The sequence below is a fragment of the Natronococcus roseus genome (assembly GCF_043677095.1).
Classification (GTDB): domain Archaea; phylum Halobacteriota; class Halobacteria; order Halobacteriales; family Natrialbaceae; genus Natronococcus; species Natronococcus roseus.
The window spans coordinates 316,577-331,510 of the sequence record NZ_JBHLJR010000003.1 but is presented as its reverse complement, the minus strand read 5'-3'; the positions used below and the strand labels follow the sequence as shown (position 1 = coordinate 331,510).

At 62.7% G+C, this 14,934-nt stretch carries 14 protein-coding genes; 6 read left to right on the top strand and 8 right to left on the bottom strand.

Annotation, left to right across the window (positions count from 1 at the left end; translation table 11 throughout):
* The first annotated feature begins 33 nt into the window (after positions 1-33).
* Positions 34-612 carry a DUF7090 family protein gene (locus ACFEMD_RS09600; protein ID WP_005554822.1) on the top strand — a complete coding sequence of 193 codons (579 nt, stop codon included), beginning with the start codon at positions 34-36 and terminating at the stop codon, positions 610-612.
* Here the strand turns inward: ACFEMD_RS09600 and ACFEMD_RS09595 are convergent.
* The 5 genes from ACFEMD_RS09595 to ACFEMD_RS09580 form a co-directional block, all read right to left on the bottom strand.
* Complete coding sequence (locus ACFEMD_RS09595) at positions 609-1,409, bottom strand: DUF7089 family protein (protein ID WP_394740790.1); 801 nt, start codon at positions 1,407-1,409, stop codon at positions 609-611. The genes ACFEMD_RS09600 and ACFEMD_RS09595 overlap by 4 nt on opposite strands.
* Positions 1,409-1,498: a hypothetical protein gene (locus tag ACFEMD_RS22060; protein WP_449560121.1), complete on the bottom strand. Its 90-nt coding sequence runs from the start codon at positions 1,496-1,498 to the stop codon at positions 1,409-1,411. The genes ACFEMD_RS09595 and ACFEMD_RS22060 overlap by 1 nt, the downstream gene beginning before the upstream one ends.
* A gap of 184 nt (positions 1,499-1,682) precedes the next feature.
* Complete coding sequence (locus ACFEMD_RS09590) at positions 1,683-2,666, bottom strand: OapC/ArvC family zinc-ribbon domain-containing protein (RefSeq protein ID WP_394740789.1); 984 nt, start codon at positions 2,664-2,666, stop codon at positions 1,683-1,685.
* Entirely contained in the window at positions 2,666-3,070 is a 405-nt protein-coding gene (locus ACFEMD_RS09585; RefSeq protein WP_394740788.1) for a DUF2073 domain-containing protein, read from the bottom strand. Before ACFEMD_RS09585 ends, ACFEMD_RS09590 begins: the two co-directional genes overlap by 1 nt.
* 6 nt (positions 3,071-3,076) lie before the next feature.
* Positions 3,077-3,715 (bottom strand): Era-like GTP-binding protein, encoded by a 639-nt coding sequence (locus tag ACFEMD_RS09580; protein WP_394740787.1) that lies wholly within the window; start codon positions 3,713-3,715, stop codon positions 3,077-3,079.
* A 1,147-nt stretch (positions 3,716-4,862) separates the two neighbouring features.
* Here ACFEMD_RS09580 and ACFEMD_RS09575 point away from each other — a divergent pair.
* A complete protein-coding gene (locus tag ACFEMD_RS09575) occupies positions 4,863-6,521 on the top strand; it encodes a Cdc6/Cdc18 family protein (protein ID WP_394740786.1) in 1,659 nt (552 codons plus the stop codon).
* Between the two features lie 96 nt (positions 6,522-6,617).
* On the opposite strand, the gene ACFEMD_RS09570 is transcribed toward ACFEMD_RS09575, so the two are convergent.
* On the bottom strand, positions 6,618-7,625 hold the full coding sequence (locus ACFEMD_RS09570; RefSeq protein ID WP_394740785.1) for a S24/S26 family peptidase: 1,008 nt from the start codon (positions 7,623-7,625) through the stop codon (positions 6,618-6,620).
* Positions 7,626-7,788: 163 nt separating this feature from the next.
* On the opposite strand from ACFEMD_RS09570, the gene ACFEMD_RS09565 reads away from it, so the two are divergent.
* Positions 7,789-9,450, top strand: coding sequence for a DNA-directed DNA polymerase II small subunit (locus tag ACFEMD_RS09565; protein ID WP_394740784.1), 1,662 nt, complete (start codon positions 7,789-7,791; stop codon positions 9,448-9,450).
* Here the strand turns inward: ACFEMD_RS09565 and ACFEMD_RS09560 are convergent.
* Complete coding sequence (locus ACFEMD_RS09560) at positions 9,447-9,884, bottom strand: hypothetical protein (protein WP_394740783.1); 438 nt, start codon at positions 9,882-9,884, stop codon at positions 9,447-9,449. The genes ACFEMD_RS09565 and ACFEMD_RS09560 overlap by 4 nt on opposite strands.
* Positions 9,885-10,104: 220 nt before the next feature.
* On the opposite strand from ACFEMD_RS09560, the gene ACFEMD_RS09555 reads away from it, so the two are divergent.
* Complete coding sequence (locus ACFEMD_RS09555) at positions 10,105-11,283, top strand: aspartate kinase (protein ID WP_394740782.1); 1,179 nt, start codon at positions 10,105-10,107, stop codon at positions 11,281-11,283.
* A gap of 143 nt (positions 11,284-11,426) precedes the next feature.
* The gene (locus tag ACFEMD_RS09550) at positions 11,427-11,573 is read left to right on the top strand and encodes a DUF1328 family protein (RefSeq protein WP_005554807.1); all 147 of its coding nucleotides are present in this window, start codon (positions 11,427-11,429) and stop codon (positions 11,571-11,573) included.
* Positions 11,574-11,738: 165 nt separating this feature from the next.
* Here the strand turns inward: ACFEMD_RS09550 and ACFEMD_RS09545 are convergent, their stop codons facing one another.
* On the bottom strand, positions 11,739-13,367 hold the full coding sequence (locus ACFEMD_RS09545; protein ID WP_394740781.1) for a long-chain fatty acid--CoA ligase: 1,629 nt from the start codon (positions 13,365-13,367) through the stop codon (positions 11,739-11,741).
* Between the two features lie 220 nt (positions 13,368-13,587).
* On the opposite strand from ACFEMD_RS09545, the gene ACFEMD_RS09540 reads away from it, so the two are divergent.
* A complete protein-coding gene (locus ACFEMD_RS09540; RefSeq protein WP_394740780.1) occupies positions 13,588-14,901 on the top strand; it encodes an RNA-guided endonuclease InsQ/TnpB family protein in 1,314 nt (437 codons plus the stop codon).
* The last annotated feature ends 33 nt before the right edge of the window (positions 14,902-14,934 follow it).

Sequence of the window (14,934 nt, the reverse complement as noted above, 5' to 3'; positions counted from 1 at the left end):
TATTAAGTCGGTTCCGGCAATTGGTCACGCAGTATGGAGTACGAACTGGCGATCGAGGGGACACCGGAGACGGTCCCCGGGGGAACCGGCATCCTTCTGTTGCACCCGAGTACCGGTGAGACCGACCGCATCGATACCGACTTTCTCAAGACCGATACCGACAACTTCCTCGTCATCTCCACCCGGACGACGGCACGGGAGGCCAAGCAAAAACTCGAGTACTACGACGTCGACGAGAACCGCGCCGAGATCCTCGACACGCTCTCCATCGAGCGCGGCTACTCGCGACGGACCAGCGACACCGTCCACTACGTCGCCGCGCCCGACGACGTCGACGGCATCGTCGATCACATCGACGGCTTCCTCGAGAACCACGACGGCAAACTCCGGCTCAGCTTCGACTCGGTGACCGAACTCGCCTACTACGCCGGCGAGGAACAGGCCCTCGAGGCCGCAAGCCGTATTCTCGAGTTGCTCGACGAACACGACGCCGTCGGGCTGTTCCACCTCTCGGAGGATCCCCACGACGAGGAACTCGTCGAGGAGTTCCGCGCGCTGTTCGACGGCACGATCGATCTCGACGAGGACGGCAGTATCGACGCGACGTTTTAGTCCTCGAGCGCGTCGAACGTCTTTTCGGCCCACGTCACCGCGTAGTCCGATCCGTGATCCCGGTAGGCGTCGGTGTCGAGCGCGTCGAACGGCGCCGGTAGCTCGAGGCCGTGTTTGATCGCGGCGCAGGCCAGTTCGGTCGCGTCCGCAAAGTCGGTCTCGCCGCGGGCGACCGCACCCGGAAGCCCCGAGACGCGGTCCTCGAGCCGGGTGCCCGCGTCCCGCCAGGCGTCGGCCAGCTCCGGATGCGTCCCGCCCTCGTCCTCGTCCTCGTCCCACGCCGCGAACACGTCGCGCGTGTGGAGCCCCGTCCAGCCGTCGTACAGCGCCGCGGCAATCTGGTAGGTGCCGGCCGGATCGAGCGCCGTCGCCTGCTCGAGGTTTGGGTACTCCTCTTCGAAGAAGCCGAGAAAGTGTTCGGGAACCTCGAGTCCGACCTCGACGAGTGCCTCCGCCAGGAGGAAGTCCAGAAACGGTTCGGGCGACCCTTCGACGCGGGGTTTGACGATGACTGTCGGTGGGTCGGTCTGGTGGGTCCAGGTGATGCTCCCGTCGCCGGGCATTCCGATCGTGAAATCGTTGCTCGCGTATCGGACGAGGAGCTCCGGGGCATCCTCGGGGAGCCACGCGGCCGGGTACGTCGCCGGCTCGAGTGAGTCCACGAGCAGGCCCAGGTCCTCCGACTGGGCGGGCGCGAGCGTCTCGAAGTCCCGATCGCAGTCGACGACGACTGCGTCGGGAGCGTGCTCCTCCCGGATCGCCGCAACCGGGGACGAGAGCTCTCGAGCGGTGAACATCAGACGAGAACGGTCTGGAAGATGATCAGCGCCGACAGTAGCGCCGACACGGTGATCGTCGCGAGAACGGCCTTGGTTGCAGTGCTCATGTTCGGACGCTATCGGTCGCATCGCTTAAATCCATCTGTCTCGGCCGAAACCGCGAGACGCCAGGGTTTCTCGACCGATCGTCGTTCGCTAGCCACACCCCGAGTTCGACTGCAACTCGAGTCGAAGAAGGGGCGACCCGAGGGCTGGTGGTGGCCGTCTACAGTCGAACCGAAGGGGTCGACGCTACTCGTCGACGTCGTCGTGCCAGGACTCCGGAACGTCGATGACGTACCGGCCGTCCTCCTGGAGCGAGATGATATACTCGTCGCGGTTGTACAGCTCCATGAGGTTGAGTTCGTACTGGCCCGGTCGGAGGATCTTGATGCTCTCGAACTGCTCGTTGAGTTCCGCGCGGAGTTCCTCGATCGACGGCTGCTCACCCGATGGCTCGCTGACGACTCGCCCGTGATCGGGCGTCTCCTCGCTCCCGCCGTCGTCGATGGGATCGACCTCGGTGATCGGATCACCTTCGCCAGCTACGTCCGAACCGGTCGGGAGATCGTCGGCCGGGACGACCTCGCTGCGGGCGCTCGCCTGCGCGGAGTCCTCCGAGTCCGCCACTGCCGCCGTCTCGTGGTCGGGTCCGGAACGCTCGCTCGAGGCGTCCGCGATCGGATCGGTCCGGTGGTCACTCGAGTTCAGTTCGGAGCTGGTGCGGTCGTCGGTGGCATCGCTGGCCGTGGACTCCGTAGACGGCGACGAGCGGTCCTCGGGGCGACGAGCCGAGTCGGGCCACTCGGTAAACGAGTCGTCCTCGTCGTCGCTCGCTCGGCTCCGATCTCCGGGGGACGTCGACCGCTCGTTGCGAGTCGGTTCGGACCCTCGAGAGTCACCGGTCGGCTGGGGATCGGCCGTGTCGGCGCTCGCCGTCGATCGGTCGGCTGCCGGTGGCTCCGGGGCGTCGGGAGTCGACTCGTCGGTCGGCTCCGAAGAAACCCAGCCGCGGACGGTCTCGGCCGCTCGGGAGGCGACGCCGTCGGCTTTCGCTTCGGTGGAATCGGCCGCCGGCGTTTCATCGTCGGCATCTCCGTCGGCGCCGTCCTCGGCGCTCCGGTCCGAGTTCGGCGTAAACTGGAACTTGTTCCCGCCACAGTCGGGACAGCCCGAGAGCATCTCCTTCGAGCCGTCCGGAAACGTGTGGCCACAGTTCGTACACTGGTGTGGCATTAGTTACGGGATACGAGCGCGCTGATCAGCGTTTCGTCCTTGTGGAGCGTCTCGATCTGGTTCGCGGGCCCGATTACCGTCAGCTTCGCCGTCGACTCGTTCGATCCCATGAGCCGACCCAGCAGCGACGAATCCTTCGTCTCCGATTTGGGGTAGGTCTCGATTTCGATGCCGTTGAATCCGGCGTCGGGGCTGATCTCGGCCATCGTCATCTCGATGAGCTTGCTCTCCTCGTCGGGGGTGAGCCCCTCCTCTAAGATAACGATGTTGCCGTCGTGAACGCCGTCGAGGATCATCCGGATCTTCTCCGTGGAGGCGAGGGTGTCCATCCGCTCGCCGCTGATGAGATCGATCTGTACGCCGTCGTTACCGTTGGGATCGTCCGGGTTAGTTGCCTTGGGCACGACTGATCACCCGAAGTACTCCGCGATGTTGTCGTAGACCTCGTCCATGTTCTGGCCCTCCTTCGCGGAGAGCGGGACCGTCTTATGTTGGGGGAACGCGTCCTCGATCCGTTTGACGCTCGCCTCGTCGAGGTCGATTTTGTTCGCGAAGATGAGAACCGGCAGATCGCGGGATTCGATGATGCCGATCAGCATCGTATTGACCTGCGTGATCGGGTCCTCCGCGCTGTCGAGAACGTAGATAACGCCGTCAACGTCCTCGCGAAGCCAGTGCATCGCCTCGGCGACGCCCTCCGTGGCCTCGCGGGACCGACGGATCGCGTCGTCTTCCTCCATCTCGTCGGTGAACTCCTCGTAGTCCACCTTGGTGGTTACGCCGGGCGTATCGACGATATCGATCGAGACCGACCGTCCGTCGCGTTCTATCTCGACGTCTTCCTTTCGCCGTGCGCGGCGTGTTTCGTGTGGAACGTGACTTTCGGTTCCGACCGCATCGCCGGTCCAGTCCCGTGCGATGCGATTCGCAAGCGTCGTCTTTCCAGCGTTGGGCGGTCCGTAGATTCCGATTCGTTTGGGTTGATCGTCGGTAAACAACCGATCCGTAACCCGGGAGATACTATCTTTGAGTCCTGTTAACAGTCCCATCCTTGGCCCTCTGGCACCGCGAAGTGCGTCTGCGCGTACTACAAACTGAATTCACTTAAGCCTACGTCAGACGTGTAGAGAATTCGACTGCTGTGAAAGAATTCCATGGAAGAAGATAGCACACACCACCTGGAACGCCGGGAGACGGAAGGACGGGCCGAATAGTAGCCAACAAACAGGAAAGTCATTCAATCGGATTGGTCGCAGAGGTACTCGCGGTGAGCGGAACGATCGGATGAGACGCCGGAACCCCCCACCCCTTCGTTTCAACTGGAACGCTCCAAAGGGAGGGGAGGGGGGAGGGTGCTTTGTGAAGAGAAGGTTTTATGATCCTACGAGAAAAACAGAATCCGTACTAGATTCAGAAGGGAAGGGTTTACTAGGCTTATCTACCTAGTTGCTAGATCCTTTCCGAACTTTCCGTCTAAACAACTAGTCCACAGCGCTCGTCACGGAACTCCCGTGTATCGTTCGAGCTCCCCCGAAATCACCCGATCAAGGCCTCGATATCTTTCCTCGGTGGCCGTCTTCTCGGATCCCCACCCCACACTCTCGCCGCTCTCCAGTTGAAACGAAGGGGTGGGGGAGGGGAACGCCGACACCAACCCCCCACTCTTCGACTCGAGAGCGACCGGCTCCGACGTCGAAGGAAGCCGGTCGCTCCTCACCATGTTTCCACCACCTCGGCTTCGGATCGAACGCTCGGGACGAACGGATCCAGCAGGGAGTAATCACGGAGCCGACAACAATCGTCGAGCGCCTCGACGACTGACCGAACGAGAACTTCATCCCAAGAGCCCACGAGTATCGGTATCATTCCAAAGAGATCGAGTACTGTCAAACGGGGACTCGAACTGATACGGGTGTGGTTTCGCTCACCGCTGGAACCGGAGTCGATCCGAAACGCCGCCAGGGTCGGCCGCTGGCTCCAACTCGATTCGCGGCCGGACCCGTCCAAAAAGAATCATATCCTACGTGAGTGAAAGGGAAGAATTTAATATCGCGGTGTTCCTCTGTTTCGTTTGCATCAACTGGATCCGAAACCGATCGCTATTCCGCTTGATCGGCCGCACTGGCCGTTCAAACGCTGTATCACTGCTTTCGGGTCCGTCTCTCCACACGAAACGAGGGGGTATCCCAACGACGGATGTCAGACGACAACTCAGAGCCGCCACGAACCGACGACGTCGAGGGCGAGACCGACGGGTTCTCGACGACGCTCGAGGAGACGGCGATCGGCGACGAGGAACCGAGCCAGGGACTGTTCGACGACCTGCTCAGCGGCGAGCCGATCTTCGAGAACAAGGAGGTGCTGCGTCCGTCCTACACGCCCCACGAACTCCCCCACCGGACCGACCAGATCAACAAGATGGCGACGATCCTGGTCGCTGCACTCCGGGGCGAGACGCCCTCGAATATCCTCATCTACGGGAAGACGGGAACCGGCAAGACCGCGAGCGCGAAGTTCGTCAGCAAGGAACTCGAGAGCACCTCCCAGAAGTACAGCGTCCCCTGTGACGTCGAGTACATCAACTGCGAGGTGACCGATACCCAGTACCGAGTACTCGCACAGCTCGCGAACAAGTTTATCGAGAAAAACGAGGCACGGATCGACCGAAAGATCGAGTCGCTCGAGGAGCGCCTCGAGGCGCTCGAGGAGTACGAAGCGAGCGACGGTCGCGACAATTCAGCCGGTGAATCCGCCGAGGAGACGGCCGGCTCCGATCCGAACGACGACGTTTCGTTTGCAACCGACACCGAGTCGCAGTCGTCCGATTCTCCAGTCGAAACGGAGGGGTCGACAGATCCGACGAATATCGACGGAGCCGATGCGGAACACCCGCTCGCGTCCACGCCCTTTTCCAGCCACAACGAGATCGAGGACCGAATCGACTCCCTCGAGGAGGACAAGGAGTCGTTCCAGGAGGTACCGATGACCGGCTGGCCGACCGATCGGGTGTACAGCGTCTTCTTCGACGCCGTCGACTACGACGAGCGGGTCGTTGTCATCATGCTTGACGAGATCGACAAGCTCGTCGAGAAGAGCGGGGACGACACGCTGTACAACCTCTCGCGGATGAACTCCGAACTCGAAAACTCTCGCGTGTCGATCATCGGAATCTCGAACGATCTGAAATTCACCGACTTTCTGGACCCTCGAGTCAAGTCCAGTCTCGGCGAGGAGGAGATCGTCTTTCCACCGTACGACGCGAATCAGCTCCGGGATATCCTTCAGCACCGAGCCAACGTCGCCTTCAAGGGTGATGCGCTGTCGGACGACGTGATCCCGCTGTGTGCAGCCTTCGCCGCCCAAGAACACGGAGACGCGCGTCGCGCACTGGATCTGCTCCGGACGGCGGGCGAGCTCGCCGAGCGCTCCCAGGCGGAGACGATCGTCGAGAAACACGTCCGGCAGGCCCAGGACAAGATCGAACTCGATCGGGTCGTCGAGGTCGTCCGCACCCTTCCCACGCAGTCGAAGCTCGTCCTCTTCTCGACCATCCTGCTCGAGAAAAACGGCGTTCACAGCATCAACACGGGCGAGGTGTTCAACATCTACAAGCGCCTCTGCGAGGAGATCGACGCCGACGTTCTCACCCAGCGCCGAGTGACCGACCTCATCAGCGAACTCGACATGCTCGGCATCGTCAACGCCGTCGTCGTCTCGAAGGGCCGCTACGGTCGCACCAAGGAGATCAGCCTCTCGGTTCCGATCGACGAGACCGAGGCCGTCCTGCTCTCGGACTCCCGACTGAGCAACATCGACGACATCCAGCCGTTCGTCCAGGCCCGATTCGAAAACTGAGGGCCGAATTCGTCCCCGACCCCGAACCTCCTTCCGCTGATCCCACTATCTCCTCTCTCGCTGACCCCTCCGTTTCGACTCGAGCGACGCGGCCGGCTACCGTCGACGCCGCCGGCCCGCAGCCATCGCGGCACCCGTTCCGGCCGCGGCGACGCCCGCCGCACCGACGCTCGCTCCGACCGCACCGGCGCTCGAGACCGGCGTTTCCGTCCCGACTGTGCCCGCAACGGTCTCGAGACCCGGCTGCGGCGCGAGCATCCCACCGAGGATCGAATCGAACGTGAGTCGGACGTACCCGAGCCACGGAACCCGGAACGACGCCTTCCCGGTAATCCAGCCGGGCTGGACGACATCGGTGTTCGCGCCGCCGCGCTGATACTGGTCGTAGTAGGGGTTCGCGTCACCCTTCGTGATGAACCCGTCGTGGGCGGCCGGACAGGTCTGGAGCTGATCGCAGCTCGCGCCGTCGACGTACTCGGGTTCGGCCCTGTTGTCGACCCAGTTCTCGCCCTCTTCGACCCAGAAGTGTGCACGATGTATCACGGGTGTCTGGTGGGCCTGCCCGTTGGGTTCGAAGACGACGACGTCACCGGCCTTGCCGAACTTCTCGTGGTCCTCGCCGTCCTCGTGTGTGACGACGCCGGTGTCTCCGGTCGAGTCATCGCCGACGAAACGGTCGTCCGCGACGACGAAGATAAGATCGCCAACCTCCATGTTGGGTTCCATACTGCCGCTCTCGACGGCGACCAGCGGCGGCCAGACGCCGCTGATCCCGAACAGCAAGAGCCCGATCACCGCGACGATGGCGACGCTGCTCAGGATATCCCGGACGAGGACGACCGACTCGTCGTTCGTTCCGAAGAACCACCGGACGATCCCGTCGTCCTCGATCGAGACGTCATCACTTTCGGACCCCGATCCGCTGCGCTGGACGACCGACTCCTCGTTCTCCGTTCCGACTCCGTTTCGGGGTCGGCCGTCGTTCGCCGACCTCGAGCCACGTGCCGGCTCGTCGGTCCCGTCCAGCGGGGCCTCGCTCGGGTCGTGGCGGCGTGGCTCACCGCTGTCGTCGCTCCTCTCGTCGCCGGAATCGGGACCGCTCATCGTCCCGTGTTATACCGGGCCCGGCCATCAAGGTTCTGTTCGTCACACCGACGATCAAGGTTCTGTTCGTCACACCGACGATCAAGGTTCTGCCCGTCACGCCGATCCCGCTCCGAACGCCGACTCCGCTACGTTTTTGATTCCGCTCGCGAATGCGAGGCGTGTGCCACTCGAGGGACCCGCCCGGATCGTCAGCGAACTCACGAGTCGCGGCTACAACGCCGAGCGCGAGGCGGTGACGCGGATCGCCGCGACCGAGAACCCGGCGACGACCCTCGAGGCGGTTCTCGAGGACCTCCCCGACGACGCGCTGGTTGTCCGCTCGGAACACGTCGACTCGTTCCTCGAACGAGCGCCCGTTTCCGATGGCGCTCGAACCACCGATCCGAGCGAATCGTCGATCGATGACGGCTCCGACTCGCGGAAGTCGCCAACCGGCGATGGCTCCAGCTCGAGCGAATCGTCGACCGGTGACGGCCCCGATTCGGGCGAGCCGTCGATCCGCAATACCTCCGCTTCGACTGGAGACGAACAATCCACTTCCCGACCGACGGCTACCGGAGGTCCAGTCGAAACGAAGGGGGATCTGGAGGGGAGCGGTCGGTCGGCCGATCCGCTCGAGCGCTCGCTCGAGATCGCCGGCGATATGACCGGCGAGAGCACGGGAACCGGCGAGTACGGGGACTTCGTCTCGGTGTTCCGGGACCGTCTCGAGCGGCTGGGATCGAAGCTCCGCGGGCGGGTCAACCACCGACCGGCGACGGCGATCCAGTCGATGCCGGGCGGCAGCGAGGCCGGAATGGTCGGCCTGGTCAACGACGTGCGCTCCACCGCGAGCGGCCACTGGCTGATCGAACTCGAGGACGCCACCGGAACGTTCCCGTGGCTCGTGATGAAGGATCGGGAGTACGCCGATCTGGTCGACGAACTACTGTACGACGAGGTGCTGGCGATGGAGGGCACCCTGGCCGACGACTCGGGGATCGCGTTCGTCGATTCGATGTACTTCCCGGACGTTCCGCGCACGCACGAGCCCACGACGGCGGATCGCCACGTCCAGGCGGCGCTGATCAGCGACGTCCACGTCGGCAGCCAGGAGTTTATGAGCGAGGCCTGGAACCGATTCGCCGACTGGCTCCACACGTCCGAGGCCCAGCACGTCGAATACTTGCTCATCGCAGGCGATATGGTCGAGGGCGTCGGCGTCTACCCGAACCAGGACGAGGAACTCGACGTCGTCGACATCTACGAGCAGTACGAGGCGTTCAACGAGCGGCTGAAACAGGTTCCCGGCGACATCGAGATCGTCATGATCCCGGGTAACCACGACGCGGTGCGACTTGCAGAACCCCAACCTGGCTTCGACGAGGAGCTGCGAGGGATCATGTCTGCCCACGACGCCCGGATCGTCAGCAACCCTTCGACGGTGACCCTCGAGGGCGTCTCGGTGCTGATGTACCACGGCGTCAGTCTCGACGAGGTTATCGCGGAGCTCCCCGAGGAGAAGGCGAGCTACGACGATCCCCACCGGGCGATGTACCAGCTCCTGAAGAAACGCCACGTCGCGCCGCAGTTCGGGGGCCACACCCGACTCGCACCCGAGGAGAAGGACTACCTGATCATGGAGGAGGTGCCGGACATCTTCCATACGGGCCACGTCCACAAGCTGGGCTTTGGCAAGTACCACAACGTGCTCGCGATCAACTCCGGCTGCTGGCAGTCCCAGACTGACTTTCAGAAGAGCGTCAACATCCAGCCCGACGCCGGGTTCGCGCCGATCGTCGACCTCGATACGCTCAACGTGACCGTCCAGAAGTTCAGTTAGGACTCGAGGCGAAACCGGACCGTCGAGGCGCCGTTGAACTGTGGACCAGGCCCGTAGCGATCGAACCCCAACTCCTGAGCGGCGTCCTCGATGAGGTCGGCGTCGGTCGCGATCAGCACCTCGACGGCCATCCCCTCGCGCTCGGCGAACCGGACCGGCTCGGCGAGCAGTCGCTTGCACGCCTCGGGCGTCCCGTCGAGCTGGGTGACGTGGACGGTGTCCTCGCGGGCGTCGAAGCTGACGAACCCCAGAAGATCCTCCGGATCTGAGCCACCGTACTGGGACTCCGAGACGTCAGCGTTCGGGTCGTGGGTGCCGTCCTCGGCGACTCGAACCGTCCGATCGTGAACCAGGTTCCGCATCACGTCGGTCGGGGAGTCGGCGATAGCCGCGAGCGCGTCGGCGTCCGCCTCGAGTGCGTCCCGTACGTTCATTAGGGTGTGGTAATGACACCCACAAATATAAATCCAGTTGGAATCGAGGCGTTCGAACGTGCGTCGTCTTCGACATCGACGCGGGAAGCGGCCCGAGTCTGCGGGAAGCGGATCGGTGTGGGTAAAAATGCGGGCGATGAGACACAGTTATCTGCCCGCCCTTGCAACCACCTCGCATGAGTCAATCCACCAGGTTGCCGGCGGACCGTGAGGTGTCAGCATGCGGGTCGTAGCGAAGTTCGGCGGGACGAGTCTCGGTAGCGGGGACCGGATCAACCGCGCCGCGAACTCGATCGCTGCGGCCGTCGAGGACGGCCACGAGATCGCGGTCGTCGCCAGCGCGATGGGGTCGACTACGGACGAACTGCTCGACGAGATCACGTTCGAAACCGACGAGGCTGATCGAGCCCAGATCGTCAGCATGGGCGAGCGGACCTCGGTCCGGATGCTCAAGGCCGCACTGACCGCTCGGGGCGTCGACGCGGTCTTCTTAGAGCCCGGCAGCGAGAACTGGCCGATCGTCACCGACGAGTACGGTGAGGTCGACGTTCCGGAGACCCAGCGTCGCGCCCGCGAGGTCGCCGCCGATCTCGACGGAACGGTGCCAGTGATCACCGGCTTCCTGGCCGAAGGGCCGGACGGGTCGGTGACGACGCTCGGTCGTGGAGGCAGCGACACGAGCGCCGTGATGATGGGCAAGTACATGGACGCCGACGAAGTCGTCATCATCACCGACGTCGAGGGGGTCATGACCGGCGACCCGAACGTCGTCGAAGGCGCCCGCAACGTCGGCGAGATTTCGGTCGACGAGCTTCGAAACCTCTCCTTTCGCGGTGCCGAGGTCGTCGCGCCCTCCGCGCTCTCCTACAAGGAGGACACGCTCTCGGTTCGGGTCGTCCACTACCAGCACGGCGACCTCCTCTCGGGTGGGACGAGCATCGAGGGGGAGTTCGAGAACCTGGTCGACCTGCGCGAGCGCCCGCTGGCCTGTCTGACGATCGCCGGACGGGCGATCCGCAACCAGCCCGGCGTCTTCAACCACCTCTCGAAACCGCTCAGCGAGAGCGATATCAACGTCGACGCGGTCGCCAGCGGACTCGACAGCGTCACCTTCTACGTCGACGAGGAGGACGCCGAGCGCGCCGAGAACATCCTCCACCGCGAGGTCATCGCCCGCGACGAACTCTCGAGCGTCACCGTCGACGAGTCCCTCGCCGTCGTCCGCGTCACCGGCGGGGAACTTCCCAACCAGCCGGGGATCATCGGCGAGATCGTCAACCCGCTGGCGGAGGCCCGGATCAACGTCCACGACATCATCACGAGCGCGACCAGCGTCGCCATCTTCGTCGATTGGGACGACCGCGAGGAAACCCTCGAGCTAACGCAGGGGCTCTTCTAAACGCCACTCGAGAGCGATAGTACTCCGTTGGACGGCGTTCGCTCCGCTCTCGGGATTTTCCCGCCGCGAACCCGTTCTCGAAAAGTTACCGTATGGCAGATTCATGCTCAACGCACTTTTAGTAACCTCTCGAAGATGGGAGTATGCTAGAACTGGCAATCGTGTTCTTCGTCATCGCGCTGATCGCCGCGGCGCTCGGTGCGGGCGGCGTCGCAGGTATGTCCATGGCCATCGCGAAGTGGCTCGTCCTCGCGTTCCTGGTCCTGGCCGTACTGTCGCTGCTGCTGTGACGGCAGGGCGGCACTGACAGGCGTATCGTCGCGGCAACCAATCCGATTCTTGCGGTCGCAACATCCGACAGTCGAGGGACCGTTCTGAGCCCCTCCGGGTCGTGATCAACCCGCTCGTGCTCGAGGGATTCGCTCGCCTCGAGCCGAAAGAGAGGCGACGACGTCCTATTCGTCCTCGAGCAGGCTCTCGGTTTCGTACTCCTCGCGGAGCGTCTTCTTGTCGAACTTGCCGGTCGCCGTTTTGGGCACCTCGTCGATGCGGACGACCGCGTCGGGGGTCCACCAGTCGGGGTAGTCCTCGGCGACGAACGCCTGGATCTCGTCGTAGAGTTCGTCCTCGCCCATCCCGGCGTCGGCGGTGGGCACGACGAACGCGACGGGTCGTTCCTGCCACTTCTCGTGTGGCGCGCCGATGACGGTCGCCTCGCTGACGTCGTCGTGGGCCATGATGGCGTTCTCGAGTTCGACCGAGGAGATCCACTCGCCGCCGCTTTTGATCACGTCCTTCGCGCGGTCGACGATCTTGATGTAACCGTCCTCGTCGACGGTGACGATGTCGCCCGTTTTGAGCCACGACCCCTCGAAGTCGGCCTCGTTCGCCTCCGGACGTTCAAAGTACGAGTCGGTGACCCACGGCCCGCGGACGTAGAGCTCGCCGAACTCCTCGCCGTCCCACTCGACTTCCTCGCCGTCGTCGTCGACGACCTTGAACTCGAGCCCGGGGACGACCAGTCCCTGTTTGGCCTGCTTCTCGTAGCGCTCCTCGGCGGGCAGGTCCTCGAGGTCGGCCTTGAGGTGGGCGACGGTGCCAAGCGGGGACATCTCGGTCATCCCCCAGGCGTGGACGACCTCGACGCCGCGGTCGTCGAACTCGCGGATCAGGCTCTCGGGGGCCGCGCTGCCGCCGATGACGATCTGGTCGAGCGAGGAGAGGTCGGCTCCGTGTTCCTCGACGTACTCCAGAACGCCGAACCACACCGTCGGCACGCCTGCGGTGATCGTGACGCCTTCCTCCTCGATGAGTTCTACCAGGTCCGCGGGGTCGGGCGAGGGGCCGGGGTAGACGTGTTTCGCGCCCGCTGCGGTCGTCGAGAACGGGAGCCCCCACGCGTTGACGTGGAACATCGGGACGACCGGCATGATGACGTCGTCCTCGGCGATGCCAAGTCCCTGTGGGGTGAGCGTCATCATCGTGTGGCTCCAGAGCATCTGCTGGGTGTACTCGACGCCTTTCGGCTTGCCCGTCGTCCCCGACGTGTAACACATCCCCGCCGGGCTCTCCTCGTCGAGTTCGGGCCACTCGTACTCGGCCGTCTGGGCCCCGATAAAGGACTCGTAGTCAGTGACGGGCTCGAGCTCGGTTTCCGGAACCGACTCACCCATCACGACGAACTGCTCAACGCTGTCGAACGCTTCGGGATCGTAGGCCGCCTCGAGGGGCTCGAGCAACGACTGATCGACGAACAGCAGTCGGTCTTCGGCGTTCTCGACGATGTACTGGATGTGTTCGGCCGGAAGCAGCGGGTTGATCGTGTGGAGCTGCCCGCCGACGTTCGGCGCCGCGAAGTACACCTCCGCGTGGCGGTGGTGGTTCCAGCAGAACGTGCCGACACGGTCGCCGTCCTCGATTCCGGCGTCCTCGAGGGCGTTCGCCAACTGCCGAGTTCGGTCGCCGTACTCCGCGTAGGTGTTACGGACGATCCCGTCGTGGGTCCGCGAGACGACCTCCTGGTCGGGATGCAGTCGTTCGGCGCGCCAGAGGAACGGTCGTAGCGTCTGGTCGTAGCCTGCCATACTCGATAATTATTATCGGGGTTTAAATTTTGCAGGTTAAGTTTCTATCCTCAAAGAGCAACGCAGTGAGCGGAGCGAACGAGTAGCGTTAACGAGAGCTTCGCTCTCGTTCGCACATCAGAACGCTTCGCGTTCTGAGGACGCAGTAGGGCGGGGATACAACCGTAAGCTTCGTTCCAATCAAAACGTTCAAGTTCTCGACACTACTAACCAGCGAATAGTGGTCGAGGAAGCGTTCAAGTACGCTGCCGAGCCCGAGGACGCGACCACTGCTGAGAGTGCGTGGCAAGCGATTCAAACCTGCCGTGAAGTATACAACCACGCGCTCACTCAAGAGTACAAACCTGTTCCAGACTACGACAAACCATCGTATACGGCGATGCAGAACAAGCTTCCCGAGTGGAAGCGCGAGTGGCCTGTATGGAGCAACGTGTACTCGAAATGCCTGCAAATGGCCGTACGCCGAATCAAGCACTCTGAGACTATCCTCAGCAAGCTGAAAGAACGTGGCTTCGACGTAGGTGAACTCAAGTGGAAAGGACCGCGAGACTACCGTAGCATCACGTACAATCAGTCTGGCTTCGACGTGGATAGTAACACGGGTCGGACTGACCACGCTACGGTCGAACTCTCTAAAATCGGTACGTTCCACTTGAACTTTCACCGACCACTCCCAGACGACGCAGACATCAAAGAGGTCATCCTGAAAAAGCAGAAGATGGGTGACTGGACGGTCAGCATTATGATTGAATACGATGCTGACTATCCAGAGAAACCTACTGTCGCAGACATCGATGCTGAAGACACCGTTGGCATCGATCTCGGTATCACGAAGTTCATTCACGACTCAGACGGACGAGCGTTCCGACCGGTAGACGAAGAGGAAGAACGCGAATGCATCGACAAACGCCACCACTCCGTTTCTCGCAAAGAACACGAGTCGAACAACTGGAACAAGGCTCGTCAGCGACTAGCGAGAGCGTACGAACGGTTATCAAACAAGCGTCGAGCATATCGTGAAACCCTCGCCAACGCTTATACCCAGCGATACGACGCAGTGTTCCTCGAAGACTTGAACGTGGGTAGTATGATGCAGCAGAACGGAAACAGTCGGAATATCGCGTCGATGTCGTGGTATGAGACGCTGCAAACGTTCCAACGCTTCGGGGAGAAGAACGGTTGTTACATTGTACTCGTCCCGCCTGAGGGGACGACGAAGCGGTGTGTGAAGTGTGGTGTCGAGTCGGAGAAACCGTTGTGGGTGCGCGAGCATTCTTGCCCGTCGTGCGGGTTCGAGACAGACCGTGACCAGAACGCTGCTCTTGAGGTACAGCGTCTTGGGTTGCTCGAACTGGGAGTGGTTGAGGATTCTTCTGGATTAGGTCAGGAACTGGCCGAATCAACGCCTGCTGAGACTGGAACCGCTGCGGGGTCGCGCTCTATCTCATCTAGAGACGTGGTCCCTGCAAGTGCCGTCGTTGACACAGGAAGCCCCACCCTCAAGGAGCGAACGTCGTTAGCCGTGAGCGAGTAGGGTGGGGTAGTTCACTAATGGTGTGTCTATCGT

Bases quoted from the DNA above. Each gene is read 5' to 3' on its own strand.
- ACFEMD_RS09570 (WP_394740785.1), bottom strand. From the start codon at position 7,625: ATGAGCGGTCCCGATTCCGGCGACGAGAGGAGCGACGACAGCGGTGAG.
- ACFEMD_RS22060 (WP_449560121.1), bottom strand. From the start codon at position 1,498: ATGAGCACTGCAACCAAGGCCGTTCTCGCGACGATCACCGTGTCGGCG.
- ACFEMD_RS09560 (WP_394740783.1), bottom strand. From the start codon at position 9,884: ATGAACGTACGGGACGCACTCGAGGCGGACGCCGACGCGCTCGCGGCT.
- ACFEMD_RS09600 (WP_005554822.1), top strand. From the start codon at position 34: ATGGAGTACGAACTGGCGATCGAGGGGACACCGGAGACGGTCCCCGGG.
- ACFEMD_RS09595 (WP_394740790.1), bottom strand. From the start codon at position 1,409: ATGTTCACCGCTCGAGAGCTCTCGTCCCCGGTTGCGGCGATCCGGGAG.
- ACFEMD_RS09550 (WP_005554807.1), top strand. From the start codon at position 11,427: ATGCTAGAACTGGCAATCGTGTTCTTCGTCATCGCGCTGATCGCCGCG.
- ACFEMD_RS09590 (WP_394740789.1), bottom strand. From the start codon at position 2,666: ATGCCACACCAGTGTACGAACTGTGGCCACACGTTTCCGGACGGCTCG.
- ACFEMD_RS09555 (WP_394740782.1), top strand. From the start codon at position 10,105: ATGCGGGTCGTAGCGAAGTTCGGCGGGACGAGTCTCGGTAGCGGGGAC.
- ACFEMD_RS09545 (WP_394740781.1), bottom strand. From the start codon at position 13,367: ATGGCAGGCTACGACCAGACGCTACGACCGTTCCTCTGGCGCGCCGAA.
- ACFEMD_RS09575 (WP_394740786.1), top strand. From the start codon at position 4,863: ATGTCAGACGACAACTCAGAGCCGCCACGAACCGACGACGTCGAGGGC.
- ACFEMD_RS09580 (WP_394740787.1), bottom strand. From the start codon at position 3,715: ATGGGACTGTTAACAGGACTCAAAGATAGTATCTCCCGGGTTACGGAT.